Source organism: Nitrospira sp. BLG_1 (assembly GCF_047338595.1).
GTDB lineage: Bacteria > Nitrospirota > Nitrospiria > Nitrospirales > Nitrospiraceae > Nitrospira_D.
The window spans coordinates 154,713-168,988 of the sequence record NZ_JBLFBO010000003.1 but is presented as its reverse complement, the minus strand read 5'-3'; the positions used below and the strand labels follow the sequence as shown (position 1 = coordinate 168,988).

Annotated in this window: 9 protein-coding genes; 7 read left to right on the top strand and 2 right to left on the bottom strand. The window is 57.2% G+C overall.

Features of this window, described 5'->3' with window-relative positions; translation table 11 throughout:
* The 4 genes from ACMTNU_RS04805 to ACMTNU_RS04790 are packed head-to-tail and all read left to right on the top strand — an operon-like array spanning position 1 to position 7,958.
* A complete protein-coding gene (locus ACMTNU_RS04805) occupies positions 1 to 744 on the top strand; it encodes a hypothetical protein (protein WP_413934087.1) in 744 nt (247 codons plus the stop codon).
* 9 nt (positions 745 to 753) lie between these two features.
* On the top strand, positions 754 to 1,590 hold the full coding sequence (locus tag ACMTNU_RS04800) for a type IV pilin protein (RefSeq protein WP_413934086.1): 837 nt from the start codon (positions 754 to 756) through the stop codon (positions 1,588 to 1,590).
* A gap of 12 nt (positions 1,591 to 1,602) precedes the next feature.
* Positions 1,603 to 5,799 carry an ATP-binding protein gene (locus tag ACMTNU_RS04795; RefSeq protein ID WP_413934084.1) on the top strand — a complete coding sequence of 1,399 codons (4,197 nt, stop codon included), beginning with the start codon at positions 1,603 to 1,605 and terminating at the stop codon, positions 5,797 to 5,799.
* The gene (locus ACMTNU_RS04790; protein ID WP_413934082.1) at positions 5,796 to 7,958 is read left to right on the top strand and encodes a putative bifunctional diguanylate cyclase/phosphodiesterase; all 2,163 of its coding nucleotides are present in this window, start codon (positions 5,796 to 5,798) and stop codon (positions 7,956 to 7,958) included. Before ACMTNU_RS04795 ends, ACMTNU_RS04790 begins: the two co-directional genes overlap by 4 nt.
* A gap of 31 nt (positions 7,959 to 7,989) precedes the next feature.
* Here the strand turns inward: ACMTNU_RS04790 and ACMTNU_RS04785 are convergent, their stop codons facing one another.
* A complete protein-coding gene (locus tag ACMTNU_RS04785; RefSeq protein ID WP_413934080.1) occupies positions 7,990 to 9,213 on the bottom strand; it encodes a lactonase family protein in 1,224 nt (407 codons plus the stop codon).
* A 183-nt stretch (positions 9,214 to 9,396) separates the two neighbouring features.
* Here ACMTNU_RS04785 and ACMTNU_RS04780 point away from each other — a divergent pair, with 183 nt between their 5' ends.
* Entirely contained in the window at positions 9,397 to 10,221 is an 825-nt protein-coding gene (locus tag ACMTNU_RS04780; protein ID WP_413934079.1) for a hypothetical protein, read from the top strand.
* Here ACMTNU_RS04780 and ACMTNU_RS04775 read toward each other — a convergent pair.
* A complete protein-coding gene (locus ACMTNU_RS04775) occupies positions 10,196 to 11,581 on the bottom strand; it encodes a CPBP family intramembrane glutamic endopeptidase (protein WP_413934078.1) in 1,386 nt (461 codons plus the stop codon). The genes ACMTNU_RS04780 and ACMTNU_RS04775 overlap by 26 nt on opposite strands.
* A 252-nt stretch (positions 11,582 to 11,833) precedes the next feature.
* On the opposite strand from ACMTNU_RS04775, the gene ACMTNU_RS04770 reads away from it, so the two are divergent.
* Both ACMTNU_RS04770 and ACMTNU_RS04765 read left to right on the top strand, forming a co-directional pair.
* Positions 11,834 to 13,012, top strand: a complete 1,179-nt coding sequence (locus ACMTNU_RS04770; RefSeq protein ID WP_413934077.1) for a pyridoxal-phosphate-dependent aminotransferase family protein — start codon at positions 11,834 to 11,836, stop codon at positions 13,010 to 13,012.
* 3 nt (positions 13,013 to 13,015) lie between these two features.
* Positions 13,016 to 14,230: an amidohydrolase family protein gene (locus ACMTNU_RS04765; RefSeq protein ID WP_413934075.1), complete on the top strand. Its 1,215-nt coding sequence runs from the start codon at positions 13,016 to 13,018 to the stop codon at positions 14,228 to 14,230.
* Positions 14,231 to 14,276 lie beyond the last annotated feature (46 nt).

Here is a 14,276-nt window from a genome sequence, read left to right as displayed (position 1 = left end):
ATGGGACAACCACTTCGCGTAGCCAGTACATCGGAACAAAGTCCGGACTCACCGGCGGAACCACAATCGGCACAAGATTCTCCACGCCAGGCTCCCACGCTGACCATCGTCCCTCCAAATCCGATTGAGGCAGCACCTCAGTCTGATCGTTCCCGCACGAGGCGTGGGTTCAACATGGCGCACCCGCTGCAAATCCGCATGCTGAGTCAGGTCATCATCTATTCGGCAATCATCTTTGTATTGTTGGCCATTCCCGTGTTCAAACCGCTCATGCAGGCCCTCGATAATCCAGCCCTGTCCTGGCAAGAGCGAGCTGTCGTCGCCAACGACCTCCTCAACCTCCACGCCCGATTCTGGCCATGGGCGCTCGGCGCCGGCCTCGTGGTCTTGATCCATTGCATCCACTCGATACGACTGATGCATCGGGTGGCCGGCCCCCTCGCTCGGCTCAAACAGGTATTCCCTCAGGTCGGCAACGGCAACCTGTGCGTTCGCACCACGTTGCGCCAAGGAGACTATTTGACCCCGGAAGTCGACCTCGTCAATCAGATGACCGTTCAGCTGCACTCGAAGATCACAGCACTCAAACATGTGCAAGTCCTCCTGGCACTCGATGCCACCCGGATCAGGGAACTGGCTTTGGCGAAAGAGGATCCTGCCTTGGCCAGCCTCGCAAAACAGATGGAACAGAATTTATCAGGACTGAAGTCCTCCCTGGATACCTTCAAAACGCATAGCGGTTAGACAAGCACCATGCAACACAAGACTCACTCTATTCTGGGGATGTCCCCGTTTTATACAACCCGGCTGTGCCGATCGCATCTCCAGCACGCTGATGGATTTAGTCTCATTGAACTTGTGCTGGCTGTCTCGATCGTTGGAGTCTTGGCCGCTCTGGCCGTCCCCAATTACATGGAATTTATCGAGAAGGCACGCGTAGCACGGGCCATATCGGAACTGCACGGGCTCGCCAAAGACATCAAAGGATTTGCCCTGGCTGTCGTAACCTATCCAAGTAGCCTCACCGATATCGGTGTTGGTACCAGGCTGGATCCCTGGGGAACTCCCTATCAGTACTACCGCATCAATTGCGGAACGATTGATGATATCACCAGTCTGGCCAAGCTGAAATTACGTCGGAAGAATAGTCCTCGGGTGCTTCCTGCCGTTTATCCTCTCTCAACTCAGCATAACTGGCACAGTGCATTTGCAGACAGCAATAGTTCGGATCAGCAAGCGCACACCTATCTTGTCACGAGCGGCGGAGCCGGAAGTTCCGGGGGAGCTGGAAGCGGTAGAGCTGGAGGCAGTGGCACCAGCGGAGGGACAGGGAGTGCTGCAGGCAGTGCTAGCGGAACCGGTGGAAGCGGAGCTGGTAGTGCAGGAGCAGCCAGTGGCGGTGGTCCGCCCTGTGGAGGGGTCAGTGGAGCCAGAAAAGACCGTTTCCTTGTTCCAATTAACTCGGACTTCGACGTGTACAGTATGGGAAAGAATCTCGATTCAGTTGCTCCATTGACCCCACCGAAGAGCCAAGATGACGTGATTCGCGCAAGTGACGGCGGATTTTATGGCCTGGCCAGGAACTTTTAGCGTAGTTGATCCATGCAGACAACGCTGTCTCATTCCCTCTTTCACAGTCGCATCGGACGCCGTATTCTCGGACTGTTCGTGCTCTGCGCGCTGGTCCCGACCTCTCTCTTTGGATGGATGTCCTACCGCCAAGTCACTCAGGAATTGATTGCCCAATCGGCAGCCAGGCTCAAGCAAGAGAGCAAGTCCCAGGGAATGGTGCTCTATCACCATCTCCTCACCTTTACGGCAGACCTCAGTCGGATTGCTGCCGAACTGCCACAAGAGGGCACCGTAACTGAAGCGGTTGCGATCACTGAATCAGTGAAGGCGTTGGCCCATCGCTTCCGCGACGTACGGCTCAGTCCTGCAACGGGCCCTCACCGACGGGAACTTACACAGGCTCAGACTGCCCATCTCCAAGAGGGCAAATCACTCCTCGAGGTCTCGTCCGCTGCCGTTCAGCTTCCGCAGCTCACGCTGACTCGTCTCGTCAATCCTGCACGCTGGGAAGCCGGACTGCTCTCCGCCTACCTTGACGACACCTCGCTATGGAGCACCCAAGTGAAGGAGACGTTGCCGGGCGATACGGATCTCGTCGTGGAAGACGGCAACCGGCATACTCTCTACTCGACCTTCGCTCAGCCGGTCGAACTCCCAGACTTTCGTCGGCCGGATATCGCTGCTCCCATGGGCGATGGGATGACGTGGAAAATGGACACCCAAGAATATATCGCCGGGGCCTGGTCAATGCCGCTCCGCCACACGTTTCTGGTCGAGCCATGGATTATCGTCCTGAGCCAAACACGGGCCTCGGCCTTGGCACCGGTCGAACGATTTCGCCACACCTTCCTGTTGGTTATCGCGTGCGCATTGAGTGCCGTCGTTCTGCTCAGCATGGCTCACATCCGACGCAGCCTCCAACCAGTGACACTGTTACAAGAGGGTACCGCGCGTCTTGCGACTGGGAATTTCTCGACTCAGGTGACCGTTCAGAGCGGCGATGAATTCGAGCAGTTAGCCGATTCGTTCAACAGCATGACGGACAAGCTGAATCAACAGTTTCAGATGCTGGAGACGTTGTCGGCGATTAGTCAGGCCATTCTCTCGAGCCATGAGCCGGCCACCATGGTGAAGATCTTGCAGTCCCGCATCACGGAGAGCATCGCCTGTGACGCCGTGGGCATGATGTTGCTCAATCTTGAAGATACCGGCCCCACTGAGTTGTCCGTCCGCTACATTCAGCGCCACGAGAACCAATCGGACGAGACGAAGACCTATTCGTGTCAACTCTCCGAGGAACATCTGGCTGCCATGGCAGCCCACCCTCATCATCTGGTGGCGATGGGGACCGCAGTTCCCTCCTATCTCTCCTTGATGATGCGACCAGGCCTCTCGCTCGTCATCATCTTTCCGATCATCGTGAACGAGCGTGTGAGTGGAGTCTTGGCGCTCGCCTACCGCCAACGGAAATCTGCTCCTGCTCACGATGTGACGTACGCTCGCCGATTGGCTGATCAGGTAGCCATTGCCTTGGCGAACAGCCTGGCGATTCAGGCACGCCTGCAGGCTCAGTCGGACTTGGTCGGGGCGGTGGATGCAAAACAGCAGGCAGAAGAACAGGCCACTCTCCTCCAAGCGACCAATGAGTCATTGGCCACGAAGGAGGAACGGCTACGCCACCAACAGAGTGCGACCTTAGCCCTGGTCCAAGACCGCACGGTGTTTGAAGGATCGCTTCCCGTCACGGCGAAGCAGTTGACCACGATCGCGGCTCAGGCGCTGCTCGTCGATCGAGTCAGCGTGTGGATTTATGACGAACAGACCCAATCGCTCTATTGCCTCGATCACTATGATCGCCTCGCCACAAGGCATACGTTCGGCCAGAAACTGCTCCGTGGGCAATATCCACACTATTTGTCAGCCCTTGACCGGGGACAGCTTATTGCAGCGGCACAGGCGCGACACGATCCATTCTTCCAGGAACTGGCCGATGCAATGCTCTCACCTGACCAGATCGGTGCGAGACTCGATGCTCCGTTTCACACACAGGGAAAGTTGGCCGGCGTCGTCTCGATCGAACACATCGGTTCTTCTCGAGACTGGGCATCCGATGAACAGCAGTTCGCCCAAGCCTTGGCCAATTTCATGACGCTGGTTCTTGAGGCGGCTCGGCGCCGTGAATCCGAAGAAGCGTTGGCCATTGCGAAGCTGGCGGCTGAAGATGCGACAAAGGCGAAGGCCGAATTCCTGGCAAACATGAGCCACGAAATTCGAACCCCCATGAACGGCGTCATCGGGATGACGGAGATCCTTGCCCGCACGCCCCTCTCAGAAACGCAACGCCACTACGTCGAGACGATCCACAACTCCGGCGACACCCTCTTGACCTTGATCAACGACATCCTCGATTTTTCGAAGATCGAGGCCGGCAAGCTGGAGATCCAATCGGCACCGATCGATTTACGCGATCTCGTCGAGCGCACGGCAGAGCAGTTGGCGGAACGTGCCCAACGGAAAGGGCTCCACCTTCTGGTGGATTACAGTCCCTCCGTTCCGACCGCCGTGAGCGGAGATTCCATCCGTATTCGTCAAATCGTCACGAATCTGCTTGGAAACGCTATCAAATTCACCCAAGACGGTGAGGTCAGCGTACGCGTGACCCTCGAATCTCCGGCATCAGTGATGAGTGAGCCGGCCCGAATCAAACTCGCCGTCATCGATACCGGTTCCGGTATCAGCCCGGAAGGCCAAGCCAAGCTCTTTCAATCCTTTTCTCAGGTGGACGGAGCCTCAACTCGCGTTCACGGCGGAACGGGCCTCGGTCTGAGTATCTGCAAACAGCTCAGCGCATTGATGGGAGGAACCATCGGTGTCGACAGTGAGATCGGGAAAGGCAGCACCTTCTGGGTCATTCTCCCGTTCCCGATTCAATCGACCGCTCCCGTCGACAGTGATGCCGCATTTGCAAACCTTTGCCTGTGCGCAGCCGTCACCTCCACGTCGACCCGTCATGTCCTGTCCCAGTACTTCTCCTCCTGGGGTATTTCCCCGCACATGGCTGACAGTGAGGGGGAGTTCCTCGAGCACATCATGACCGGGCTCGCAATCGAGCAAGGGCCGGTCGTCGCGGTGATCGACGATCACTTCGACGGTCTGACCGATATGCAAATCGTCCAAACATTGCTCTCCGATTCAACCCTGCAGTCCGTCAAGATCATCCGACTCGTCTCGCTCATCAGGAGGGCAGAGGTCGAGCAGGACACCCCGTCGATTCGCATGCACTATGTGACCAAACCAATCCGATTCCACGCACTGCATCACACGTTGCGCCACGCAATCGCCGATGAACCGATCGCCATCCAGGACGCGCAACCGGTTCCGTCGGCACCGACCTTATCCGGTCATATCCTCCTTGGAGAAGATAACCCGGTGAACCAGGAAATCGCCCTGCTGATGCTCCAAAGCATGGGCTGTACCGTGACCGTGGCTCAAAACGGCCGAGAGGTCGTCGAGCATGCACAGCGATCTCATTACGATGTGATTTTAATGGATTGCCAAATGCCGGAAATGGATGGATTCGAGGCCACCACGCGCATCCGTCAATGGGAGCGGCATGAATCACGAGCTCCTCTGCCGATTATCGCTCTCACGGCCCACGCGACGCCGGGCGATCGCGAACAGTGCCTGGCCAAGGGGATGAGCGATTACATTTCGAAGCCGTTCTCAATGGGACAACTCCATACCGTCCTGACTGCGTGGCTTCCCTCTAGTCCCATCACGGAAACTCTGGAGTCTCCGGCTTCCAGCCAACCCAGCCTTAGGCCTTCACTGCCCAGCACATCGGCCGCCTGCTCAGATTCAGACTCCGCATTCATCGTTGATCAGAACGCCTGGAAGTCGATTACAGGCCTCCAGCGACCGGGGAAACCGGATGTACTGGCGAAAATCTTGTCACTGTATTTAGCCGACTCCCACGACGTCGTAGCCACGCTTCGCCAGGGCATGGCCGACGAGAATGCGCAGGTCGTGAGCCAGGCTGCCCACAGCCTCCGATCGAGAAGCGCGATGCTCGGAGCCGTGTCACTGTCCAAACTGTGCCGTCAGCTCGAAGACCTCAGTCGCCAGGGACAGCTCAAGGAAGCCGAATCCTTGGTGGCTCCGCTGACTGAGGCGTTCACCCACGCCAGTCAGATCTTTCAGGCCGAGCTTGAGAGGAGACCGATATGACCACCTCGCCCCAACCGCCGCTGCCGCTGGCCTTGATCGTCGATGATGATGCCACGTTCCGCATGCTCTCACGGATGAGCCTGGAACAGGATGAACTGCAGGTCGAGGAAGCCGTCAGCGGGGACGCCGCCATTGAATTCGTCTCATCCACGATGCCCGACATCATCATCCTGGACTTGCAAATGCCCGGCATGCATGGATTTGCCGTGTGTGAACACATCCGTCGGATGCCGCACGGAACGTTCGTGCCGATTCTCATCATGACGGGTTTGGACGATGTCGACTCCATCGCACAGGCCTATGAAATGGGCGCAACCGACTTTATCGTGAAACCCTGCCATGGGCTTATGCTCAGCCAGCGAGTTCGCTATATGCTGCGTGCCAGCCACGCGATGAAAGCCCTTCGCACCCGCGAATCTCAATTGGCTCAAGCCCAGCGGATCGCGCGCCTCGGTGGCTGGGAATGGGATCCGGTCAGCGATCGGATGGACCTCTCGGAAGCGGCATGCCGGATTCTTGGAATCCAGCCAGGCGCCATCGCCCCCCCACACTCCACATATCTGGCCTGTGTCCACGACGAAGACCGAGAATCGGTGAACCGCGCTCTCCAGGGGACGATCAACGACGGGACGGGAGTAGACATGGATCACCGGCTCATTCCTCACGACGGCGTGAACCGCGTGGTCCATCTTCTGGGAGAAGTCATGACGGACAGCGGCACGCAGGTTCGCCGCCTCGTTGGAACGGTGCAGGATGTCACCGATGCGCGAGCTGCTGAGACGAAGATCTACTTCATGGCGAACTACGACAGCCTGACGCATCTTCCCAACCGAACCCTCTTTCTCCATCGCATCGGACAAGTTTTGGCATCCGGCATAGGCAGCCATACTGCCCTCTTGGTCATCAGTTTGGATCGATATCACCGCATCTGTGACTTGCATGGCGCCCGCGGCGGAGAGCACCTCATCAGAGAGGTCGTCACACGGCTGCAGCAATCGCTCCCGGTGGACATCACGGAGGCCCGCCCGCCAGGCAGCGACCCTTCGCTACTGGCACGCCTCAGCGATGGTCAGTTTGCGCTGTTCCTGACCAATCTCGACGCTACTGAGGATTCCGCTCGGGTCGCCCAGACTTGTCTCGATGCACTGCGCAATCCCTTTCAGATCGAATCGACCAGCCTGGTTCTTTCGGCCAATGTCGGAATCGTGATTCCAGGTCCCGACGGGACCAACGCGGAAGAGCTCCTGCGCAACGCCGGGACGGCCGCGCAGTCATCCGCACGGAAGGGCTCCCATGGCTATCAGTTCTACTCCGAGACGATGAATGTGTCGATCGCCGCTCGAGTCAATCTTGAACAAGACTTACGCACCGCCGTGTCTGAAAACCAGTTTATCCTCCACTACCAACCGCAGGTGGATATTCTTTCTGAAACAGTGATTGGGTTTGAAGCGCTGATCCGCTGGCAACATCCGACCCGCGGATTGGTCTCCCCTGCCGAGTTCATCCCGGTCGCGGAAGAGGAAGAGCTCATCATCCAAATGAGCGAATGGGTCATCAAAAGCGTCGTGCAACAACAACGGATCTGGCACAAGAACGGACTGGCTCCGACGACTGTTTCAATCAATCTTTCCGGGTTACATTTTCGACAACCCAACCTTGCCAGCCAAGTCAAATCGCTGGTCTACGCGGAGGGTGGCAACCCACAGGATATTGAGTTGGAATTGACCGAAAGCGTGCTGATGAGGGACGCCTCATCGACAACCACTCTGTTGCAGGAACTCAAAGCATCCGGCTTTCGACTCGCCATCGACGATTTCGGAACTGGCTACTCCTCCCTGGCCTATCTTGAGCATTTCCCGATCGACACGCTCAAGATCGACCAGGCCTTCATTAAGGATCTCAAGCTTGGGAGGGATGATTCTCCGATCACACGGGCGATTGTGGGAATGGGACGGGCGCTGAAGCTGCACCTTGTCGCCGAAGGGGTGGAAACCTGCGATCAACTCGCCTATCTCCGTCTACAAGGCTGCGATGCCTATCAAGGCTATCTGTTCAGTAAACCAATGCCCGCGCATCAGCTCCAGTACCTGCTACGGGACCGTTTTTCTGAGGAGGCCTTCCGCACCAAGGATCGATTGAGAACTCGGCTCGCGAGCTGAGGGACGAGACCTTCCCGCTGCATCCCCTCGCTCAGGACGGTGGTCCGAGCGTGGCAACGGCGGAAGGCGTATTCTCCGCACGAAAGGGATTCCCGAGAAGCTGTGTGACGGGCACCAAAGCACCTGTTCCAGAGACGATCGTGTAGGCCGAGATCGTACCTCCGGAAACACTGGTGGCACGATTCGCCACATACAAGAACAGTCCGTCCGGAGAGACCGCAAGCGCCACAGGAGTGGATCCTGTGAGCGCGGGTACAGGATTCGGGGATGCCCCCGCCGCCGGAACAAGGGTCAGTAACCCGCTGCTCCCTATCGCAAATGCCGAGACGCTCCCACCTCCATTGGCGATATACAGATGGGCTCCATCCGCTCCTACTGCGAGACCGTTTGGAGTCGTCCCACCTGTCGAAACCGGGTTGGAACCGGCCGGTGGAATCAAGGTAAGGAGTCCGGAGGTTTCGACCCGAAACATGGTCACGTTGTTGGACGCCCCGTTGGTCACATAGAGAAACTGTCCGTTCGGCGACAGCGCCAACGCCGTGAGCCCTGTCCCACCTGATGAAATCGGATTCGTGCCGGGCCCGGCCGGCGGGACGAGCGTGAGAACCCCGGAGGCATCAACCTGAAACACCGTCACCATGCTGGAGGTACTGGTAGCGACATAGAGAAACCGCCCATTCGGAGTAACCGCCAAGGCGATCGGTGAGGACACCCCGGCACCGACAGGCTTGGAACGCCCTTCTGCTTGTGGAACAAGCGTCAGCCCCCCGGCCGTACCGATCTTGAAGACGGTCACATCATCGGATCCACTGTTCGCAACATACAGAAATTGAGAATTGCTTGAGATCGCGAGGGCTCGCGGAGTCGTACCCACTGAAACCGGATTGGGATTTCCCGCGCTTGAATCTCCGAACAACAACGAACCATTGGTGCCGACCCGGAAGGCTGTCACCTTATTTGCCTGACTGTTGGCTACATAGGCGAACAACCCGTTCGGGGACACGGCGATCGCCGACGGAGTCGGCACATCCGGGAATGGAGAACCGGCAATGGCCGCAAGCCCTCCGGTCGCTGGGGTCACGGTGTATCCGGACACACTATTGGATCCACTATTCGTGACATAGACAATCGCGCCTGTCGTACGCTCTCCTCCGATCCCACCGAGTCCACCGAACCCACCTTCTCCTCCATCATCACCACAGCCAGACACAAGCAGCAGGCATGGAATGAGCCAGGCGACGTGCGATCGTCTCAACCGTGGTGTGTTCTTCGAGCTGTCCTGAAACATACTTTTGTTTATACCACTCCCCCTCAATCCCTCACAACAGCGCACTCGGAACACGTCATGGAATGCAACATGCGCGATGACGTTTTTGTTGGACTCCGATGACAGCTCACTGGCACACTGCCTGCCAACCAACAGGAAGGATTCTCTGCCTTGCCTCACGCACTTACCATTCTTGGATCAGGCTACACCGCCAAGGTTCTTCTCCCGCTTGCCCAGCGGCAGTACGCGCAGGTCTTTGCGACCAGTCGCGATCCGGATCGACACCTGACAGACCTGAAACCGGAACAACGAATCCGGTTCGATCTCACACAGCCTGAGACCTGGCCGCTGATTCCTCCCTCAACCGATCTCCTGTGGTGCTTTCCCGCTGTCCCGATCGCGTTGGTGCAACAGTTTGCTGAGACCGCATTGTTACAAGCCCGCCGACTGGTCGTACTCGGCAGCACCTCCGCCTACAACGATCACCTCTCGACCGAATACCCACCATCTTGGGTTGATGAAACAGCCATCATCGACTTCAATAAACCTCGTGTGCAAGGTGAAGAATTTCTCAGAAGTTCATATGGTGCAGTCATACTTATGGTTTCAGGAATATACGGACCACACCGAAATCCCATTGATTGGATCCGAACCGGACGGGTCGCCCGCTCACGAAAGTTCGTCAACCTGATTCACGTCGAAGATCTTGCGGCGACTTGCCTCGCGGCCATGAGGCATGGTGAGAAGGGTACGATTTACAACGTCAGCGATGGAACGCCCAGGACCTGGGACGAAATCTGTGAGACCGTCGAACGACGATGGGCTGTTCGATCTTCCGTTTCTCCTGAACCACAACCGATGGGAAAACGGATCGCAAACCGTCGACTGTGCGAGCTCCTGAAGGCAGATGGGGTGCGTCTGCGCCACCACGACCTCTACCAGGCGCTTGAACAAATCGAGGAGGTCACTGTCAACGAAGCAGGGCCATCACAGTAAGACAGACCAGTAAGTTATTCACGGCATGGGCCACCATGCCTGGAATGAGACTCCCTGTTCGATCATAGAGCCAGGCCCAGAGGAATCCACTCCACAGGACGCTGATAAATCCCAGCAAGCTGTAGCCATGAGCGAGTGCAAAGATGGTCGCACTGAGGAATGCAGCGGGGAGAAAGGTGAATCGCCGACGCAACATCGCAAAGAGCAGTCCGCGAAACGCAAGCTCCTCAAAAATCGGCGCGAGGATCACATATTCAAGCAAGCTGGTGGCAAGCATGGGAGGAGTCGCCCACACCAAGTCTTGATCGAACCATTCAGTCCAATGATTTTCAAGCTTGAGAAAGTCTGCGGCTTGGCCCAGGATCCATTCACCCCAGAGTGCAGCTGCAACCACGGCAACAATGATGCAACCCAGCCTCCCGAGGTCGCCATGATTGAGCCGGAGACCAAATCCCTGCCAGAAATCGAGACCAGCCGGCTTGAGCAAATACACATAGGCGATCACCAACAGCGGAAGATTCGCCAGGGGAATAGCCAGCGCACGCAACGAGCCCTGGCTCAGTACGGGCGTAGACAAGAACGCGACGGTCATCAGAGCGCCCAACGCACCTCCCCGGAGAATCACCGCAGCAGCCGTCCCGCCGGACCACGGCGGCGGCACGCCCGGTGAATGGAGCTGGAGTACATTCAGCCCTCGTCCTTTCAACCGAACGATTCCCAATAATATCACCGAACCAACAGCCAGACAGGTCAACTCACTGATCATTAAAGGACGAATCCATCGCTGAACCTGTTCCTCTTTCATCTGACGCTGCACGTTGATCGTCGTCAGAAGCGCATGATCACCAGCCCGTTGCGCCAGCCTCGCAGCAAGATGGTCATAGAACCATCCGACCGGTAACGTCTCTGCCAGCGTAGCCTGTAACTGTGCCTCTTGCTCCAGTGAAAGCGGCGCCGCATCGTATGCTGCAACAATCAGCCGTCGAAAAGACTCGGCAGAGGTTCCGCGATCATGCCATCCTTGGGCTTCAGCAAGCGCCTTGGATTCATGCCCGGACTCACCAAGAAGAATCGCCAACCGAAGCTTCGCCGATGGATCATCTGTCGTCGCGATCAGTTCCTGATACCACCGAATGGCCTGGCGAGAGGCTTGCTCCTCATTGTCCATCGTCCATTCTGCCACCCATCGTTGCCATTTCGGTGCACGGTGCAGGCCATCCTGCGCTTCCATCATCCGACCGACCATTAAGTCCAGCGCGCGCCCCGGCTCCTCGAATCGTTGAAGTTTGGGAACAGTCAGGGACAACCAGAGGATCCCCGCAAGGGAGGCAAGTAGGACAACGGCACAGAGCACACTCACGAAACGCGACCATCGACTGCTGTATGGGAGCGGAGATACCTCTGAGACCGTTGATCCATCGGCCTCTGGAAGCCTCGGTATCTGCCCGATAGATAGTGCCTGGTCATTCATGGCGCCCGACTATACCACGGCCTCCTCGCACCCCAAATCCCCTCAAACTAACTAGGAACCATGTCTGCAAGAGTTTCTCGCATAGCTATGCCTTCTCAAGTTGGCTATACTAACCGCGCGACAATTCAGGAGGCTTTGGCTATGGAAGACTTCCTTGCCCCACGCAGACTGCTGTTGGGGCCTGGTCCCAGCGCCGTACACCCTCGGGTGCTGCGAGCGATGTCGACCCCGCTCATCGGACATCTTGACCCAATGTTCTTGGGCGTGATGAATGATATCCAAACGCTCCTCCGTCGAGTATTTGCAACCGTAAACCCCTTCACCATTGCCGTCTCGGGAACTGGATCGGCCGGGATGGAAGCCGCAATCGTCAACGTCATTGAACCAGGCGACCGAGTCATTGTGGGGATCAATGGGGTCTTCGGGACTCGACTCGCCACGGTCATTGAACGCTGCGGGGGAAAAGCCATTCGCGTGGACGTGCTCTGGGGGCAGGTGATTGAACCGGACTCAGTTGCGGCGTTGCTCCAACAATCCAGTCCAGTGAAAGCAGTCGTGCTTGTCCAGGCTGAAACCTCCACGGGGGCCTCGCAGCCGATTGAACCGATCGGCGCCATGTGTCGCCAGCACAATACGTTATTGATCGTGGACGCCGTCACATCGCTTGGGGGAATGCCGGTTGAAGTCGATCGATGGGGGATCGACGTCTGCTACAGTGCCACGCAGAAATGTCTCAGCTGTCCACCGGGGCTGGCTCCATTAACCCTCAGTAATCGGGCCCTTTCGGTTGTGAAGACTCGCCGTTCTCCCTGTCATAGCTGGTATTTTGATTTGTCTCTCATCGCTGACTACTGGGCAGAGCAGAGTCGTACCTATCATCATACGGCACCGATCTCGATGATCTATGCCCTACGGGAGGCGTTACGTCTTGTTGAAGAAGAAGGTCTTCCGGCTAGGTTTGTTCGCCACCAATTGAATAGCCGCGCACTGGTCGCAGGGCTGACGGCACTCGGCTTCAGTCCGCTGCCGCCTCCTGATCGACAACTTCCAACATTAGTCTGTGTCACCGTGCCGACTCACATCGATGAGGCAGCGGTTCGGGCAGAGTTGCTGAGACGATTCGGTATCGAGATCGGTGGCGGGCTGGGCCCCTTAAAGGGAAAAGTGTGGAGAATCGGACTGATGGGAGAATCCTCGACAGAAGCGAACGTGCTGACTCTCTTAAATGCGCTTGAAGAAATCGGGATTCGAAGTGGGTGGGTATCCACTCCCGGTGCAGGTCTCCAGGCAGCGGCTCATACCTATAGCGTGGGACGGTAGATCGTGACAATTGCCATTCATCAGATTCGCCTCATCGATGGGACAGGTGCGGTACGAGACCACATGACGCTCCTCGTGCGCGGCACGAAGATTGTCGCAGTCGGTCCACACAACGATGTGAGCATCCCGAAAGGCGCGATCCGCATCAACGGCCGTGGCCTGACCGTGATCCCGGGACTCATCGATTGCCATGTCCATCTCTGTTTAGGAGGAGAAGCGGATGTCGTCAGCGCTCTGGAGTCTGAACAACCCTCCTATACCCTTCTCAAATCGGCCAGACATGCTCAGGCAACGATTGAGGCTGGATTTACGACTGTCCGCGACGTGGGGTCTCGTGACCATTCAATCTTTTCTCTCAAACAGGCCATCGACTCCAGCCTCCTTCCCGGGCCACGGATTGTTGGAGCAGGGCTTGCCATCTGTATGATCGGGGGCCATGCGCGGTTCATCGGGCAGGAGGTCGAGGGGGTTGACCAGGTCAGAAAGGTTGTCGATCAACAGATATCCGCTGGTGCAGGAGTGATTAAAGTCATTGCCTCAGGAGGCGTGCTCACCCCAGGCACTTCGCCGGACGATGCACAAATGACAGCAGAAGAACTCGCTGCCGCCGTGGATGCCGCGCGTCAGGCCGGGAAACCAGTAGCCGCCCATGCCCACGGGGCCTCAGGAATGAAGCGTGCGATTGAAGCTGGTGCGCGCTCGATTGAGCACGCCACGTTATTGGATGAGGAATCAGGGTCGCTGATGAAACGCCATGGCGTCTACATGGTCCCTACCCTTTCAGCTTTGGCCACAACAGCAGCTTGCCGACCTGGATGCGGCATTCCTGAAAGCGCGTTGGCAAAAGCCAAAGCGATGACGAAGCGGCACAAAGCGTCCTTCAAACAGGCCTATGAGAGCGGTCTGTTCATTGCGATGGGCACTGATGCGGGGACGCCGTTTAATTTCCATGGAGAGAATGCACAGGAACTGGAGCGGATGGTCGCCCTGGGCATGTCCCCTATGGACGCAATTCTCGCCTCAACAGCCACGGCAGCGCGCTTAATCGGAATTCAAGACTCAGTCGGGACTCTGAAGCGGGGAATGGAAGCCGATCTTGTGATCGTGAACGGAAATCCACTTCGAAGAATCGAGATCCTTCGAGACCGGGACAAGATTGTGGGGGTCATGAAAGCCGGCAAGTTTGTGGCGGGACCGTTGCAAAAGCGTGAAAGGTGAAATGTTAAACGAAAAATATTTCGCCTCTTCTCCCCGTACTTCCTTT

What these genes read in the sequence shown, in the direction of transcription:
- ACMTNU_RS04805 (WP_413934087.1), top strand. Translation starts at nt 1, where the DNA reads ATGGGACAACCACTTCGCGTAGCCAGTACATCGGAACAAAGTCCGGAC.
- ACMTNU_RS04800 (WP_413934086.1), top strand. Translation starts at nt 754, where the DNA reads ATGCAACACAAGACTCACTCTATTCTGGGGATGTCCCCGTTTTATACA.
- ACMTNU_RS04795 (WP_413934084.1), top strand. Translation starts at nt 1,603, where the DNA reads ATGCAGACAACGCTGTCTCATTCCCTCTTTCACAGTCGCATCGGACGC.
- ACMTNU_RS04790 (WP_413934082.1), top strand. Translation starts at nt 5,796, where the DNA reads ATGACCACCTCGCCCCAACCGCCGCTGCCGCTGGCCTTGATCGTCGAT.
- ACMTNU_RS04770 (WP_413934077.1), top strand. Translation starts at nt 11,834, where the DNA reads ATGGAAGACTTCCTTGCCCCACGCAGACTGCTGTTGGGGCCTGGTCCC.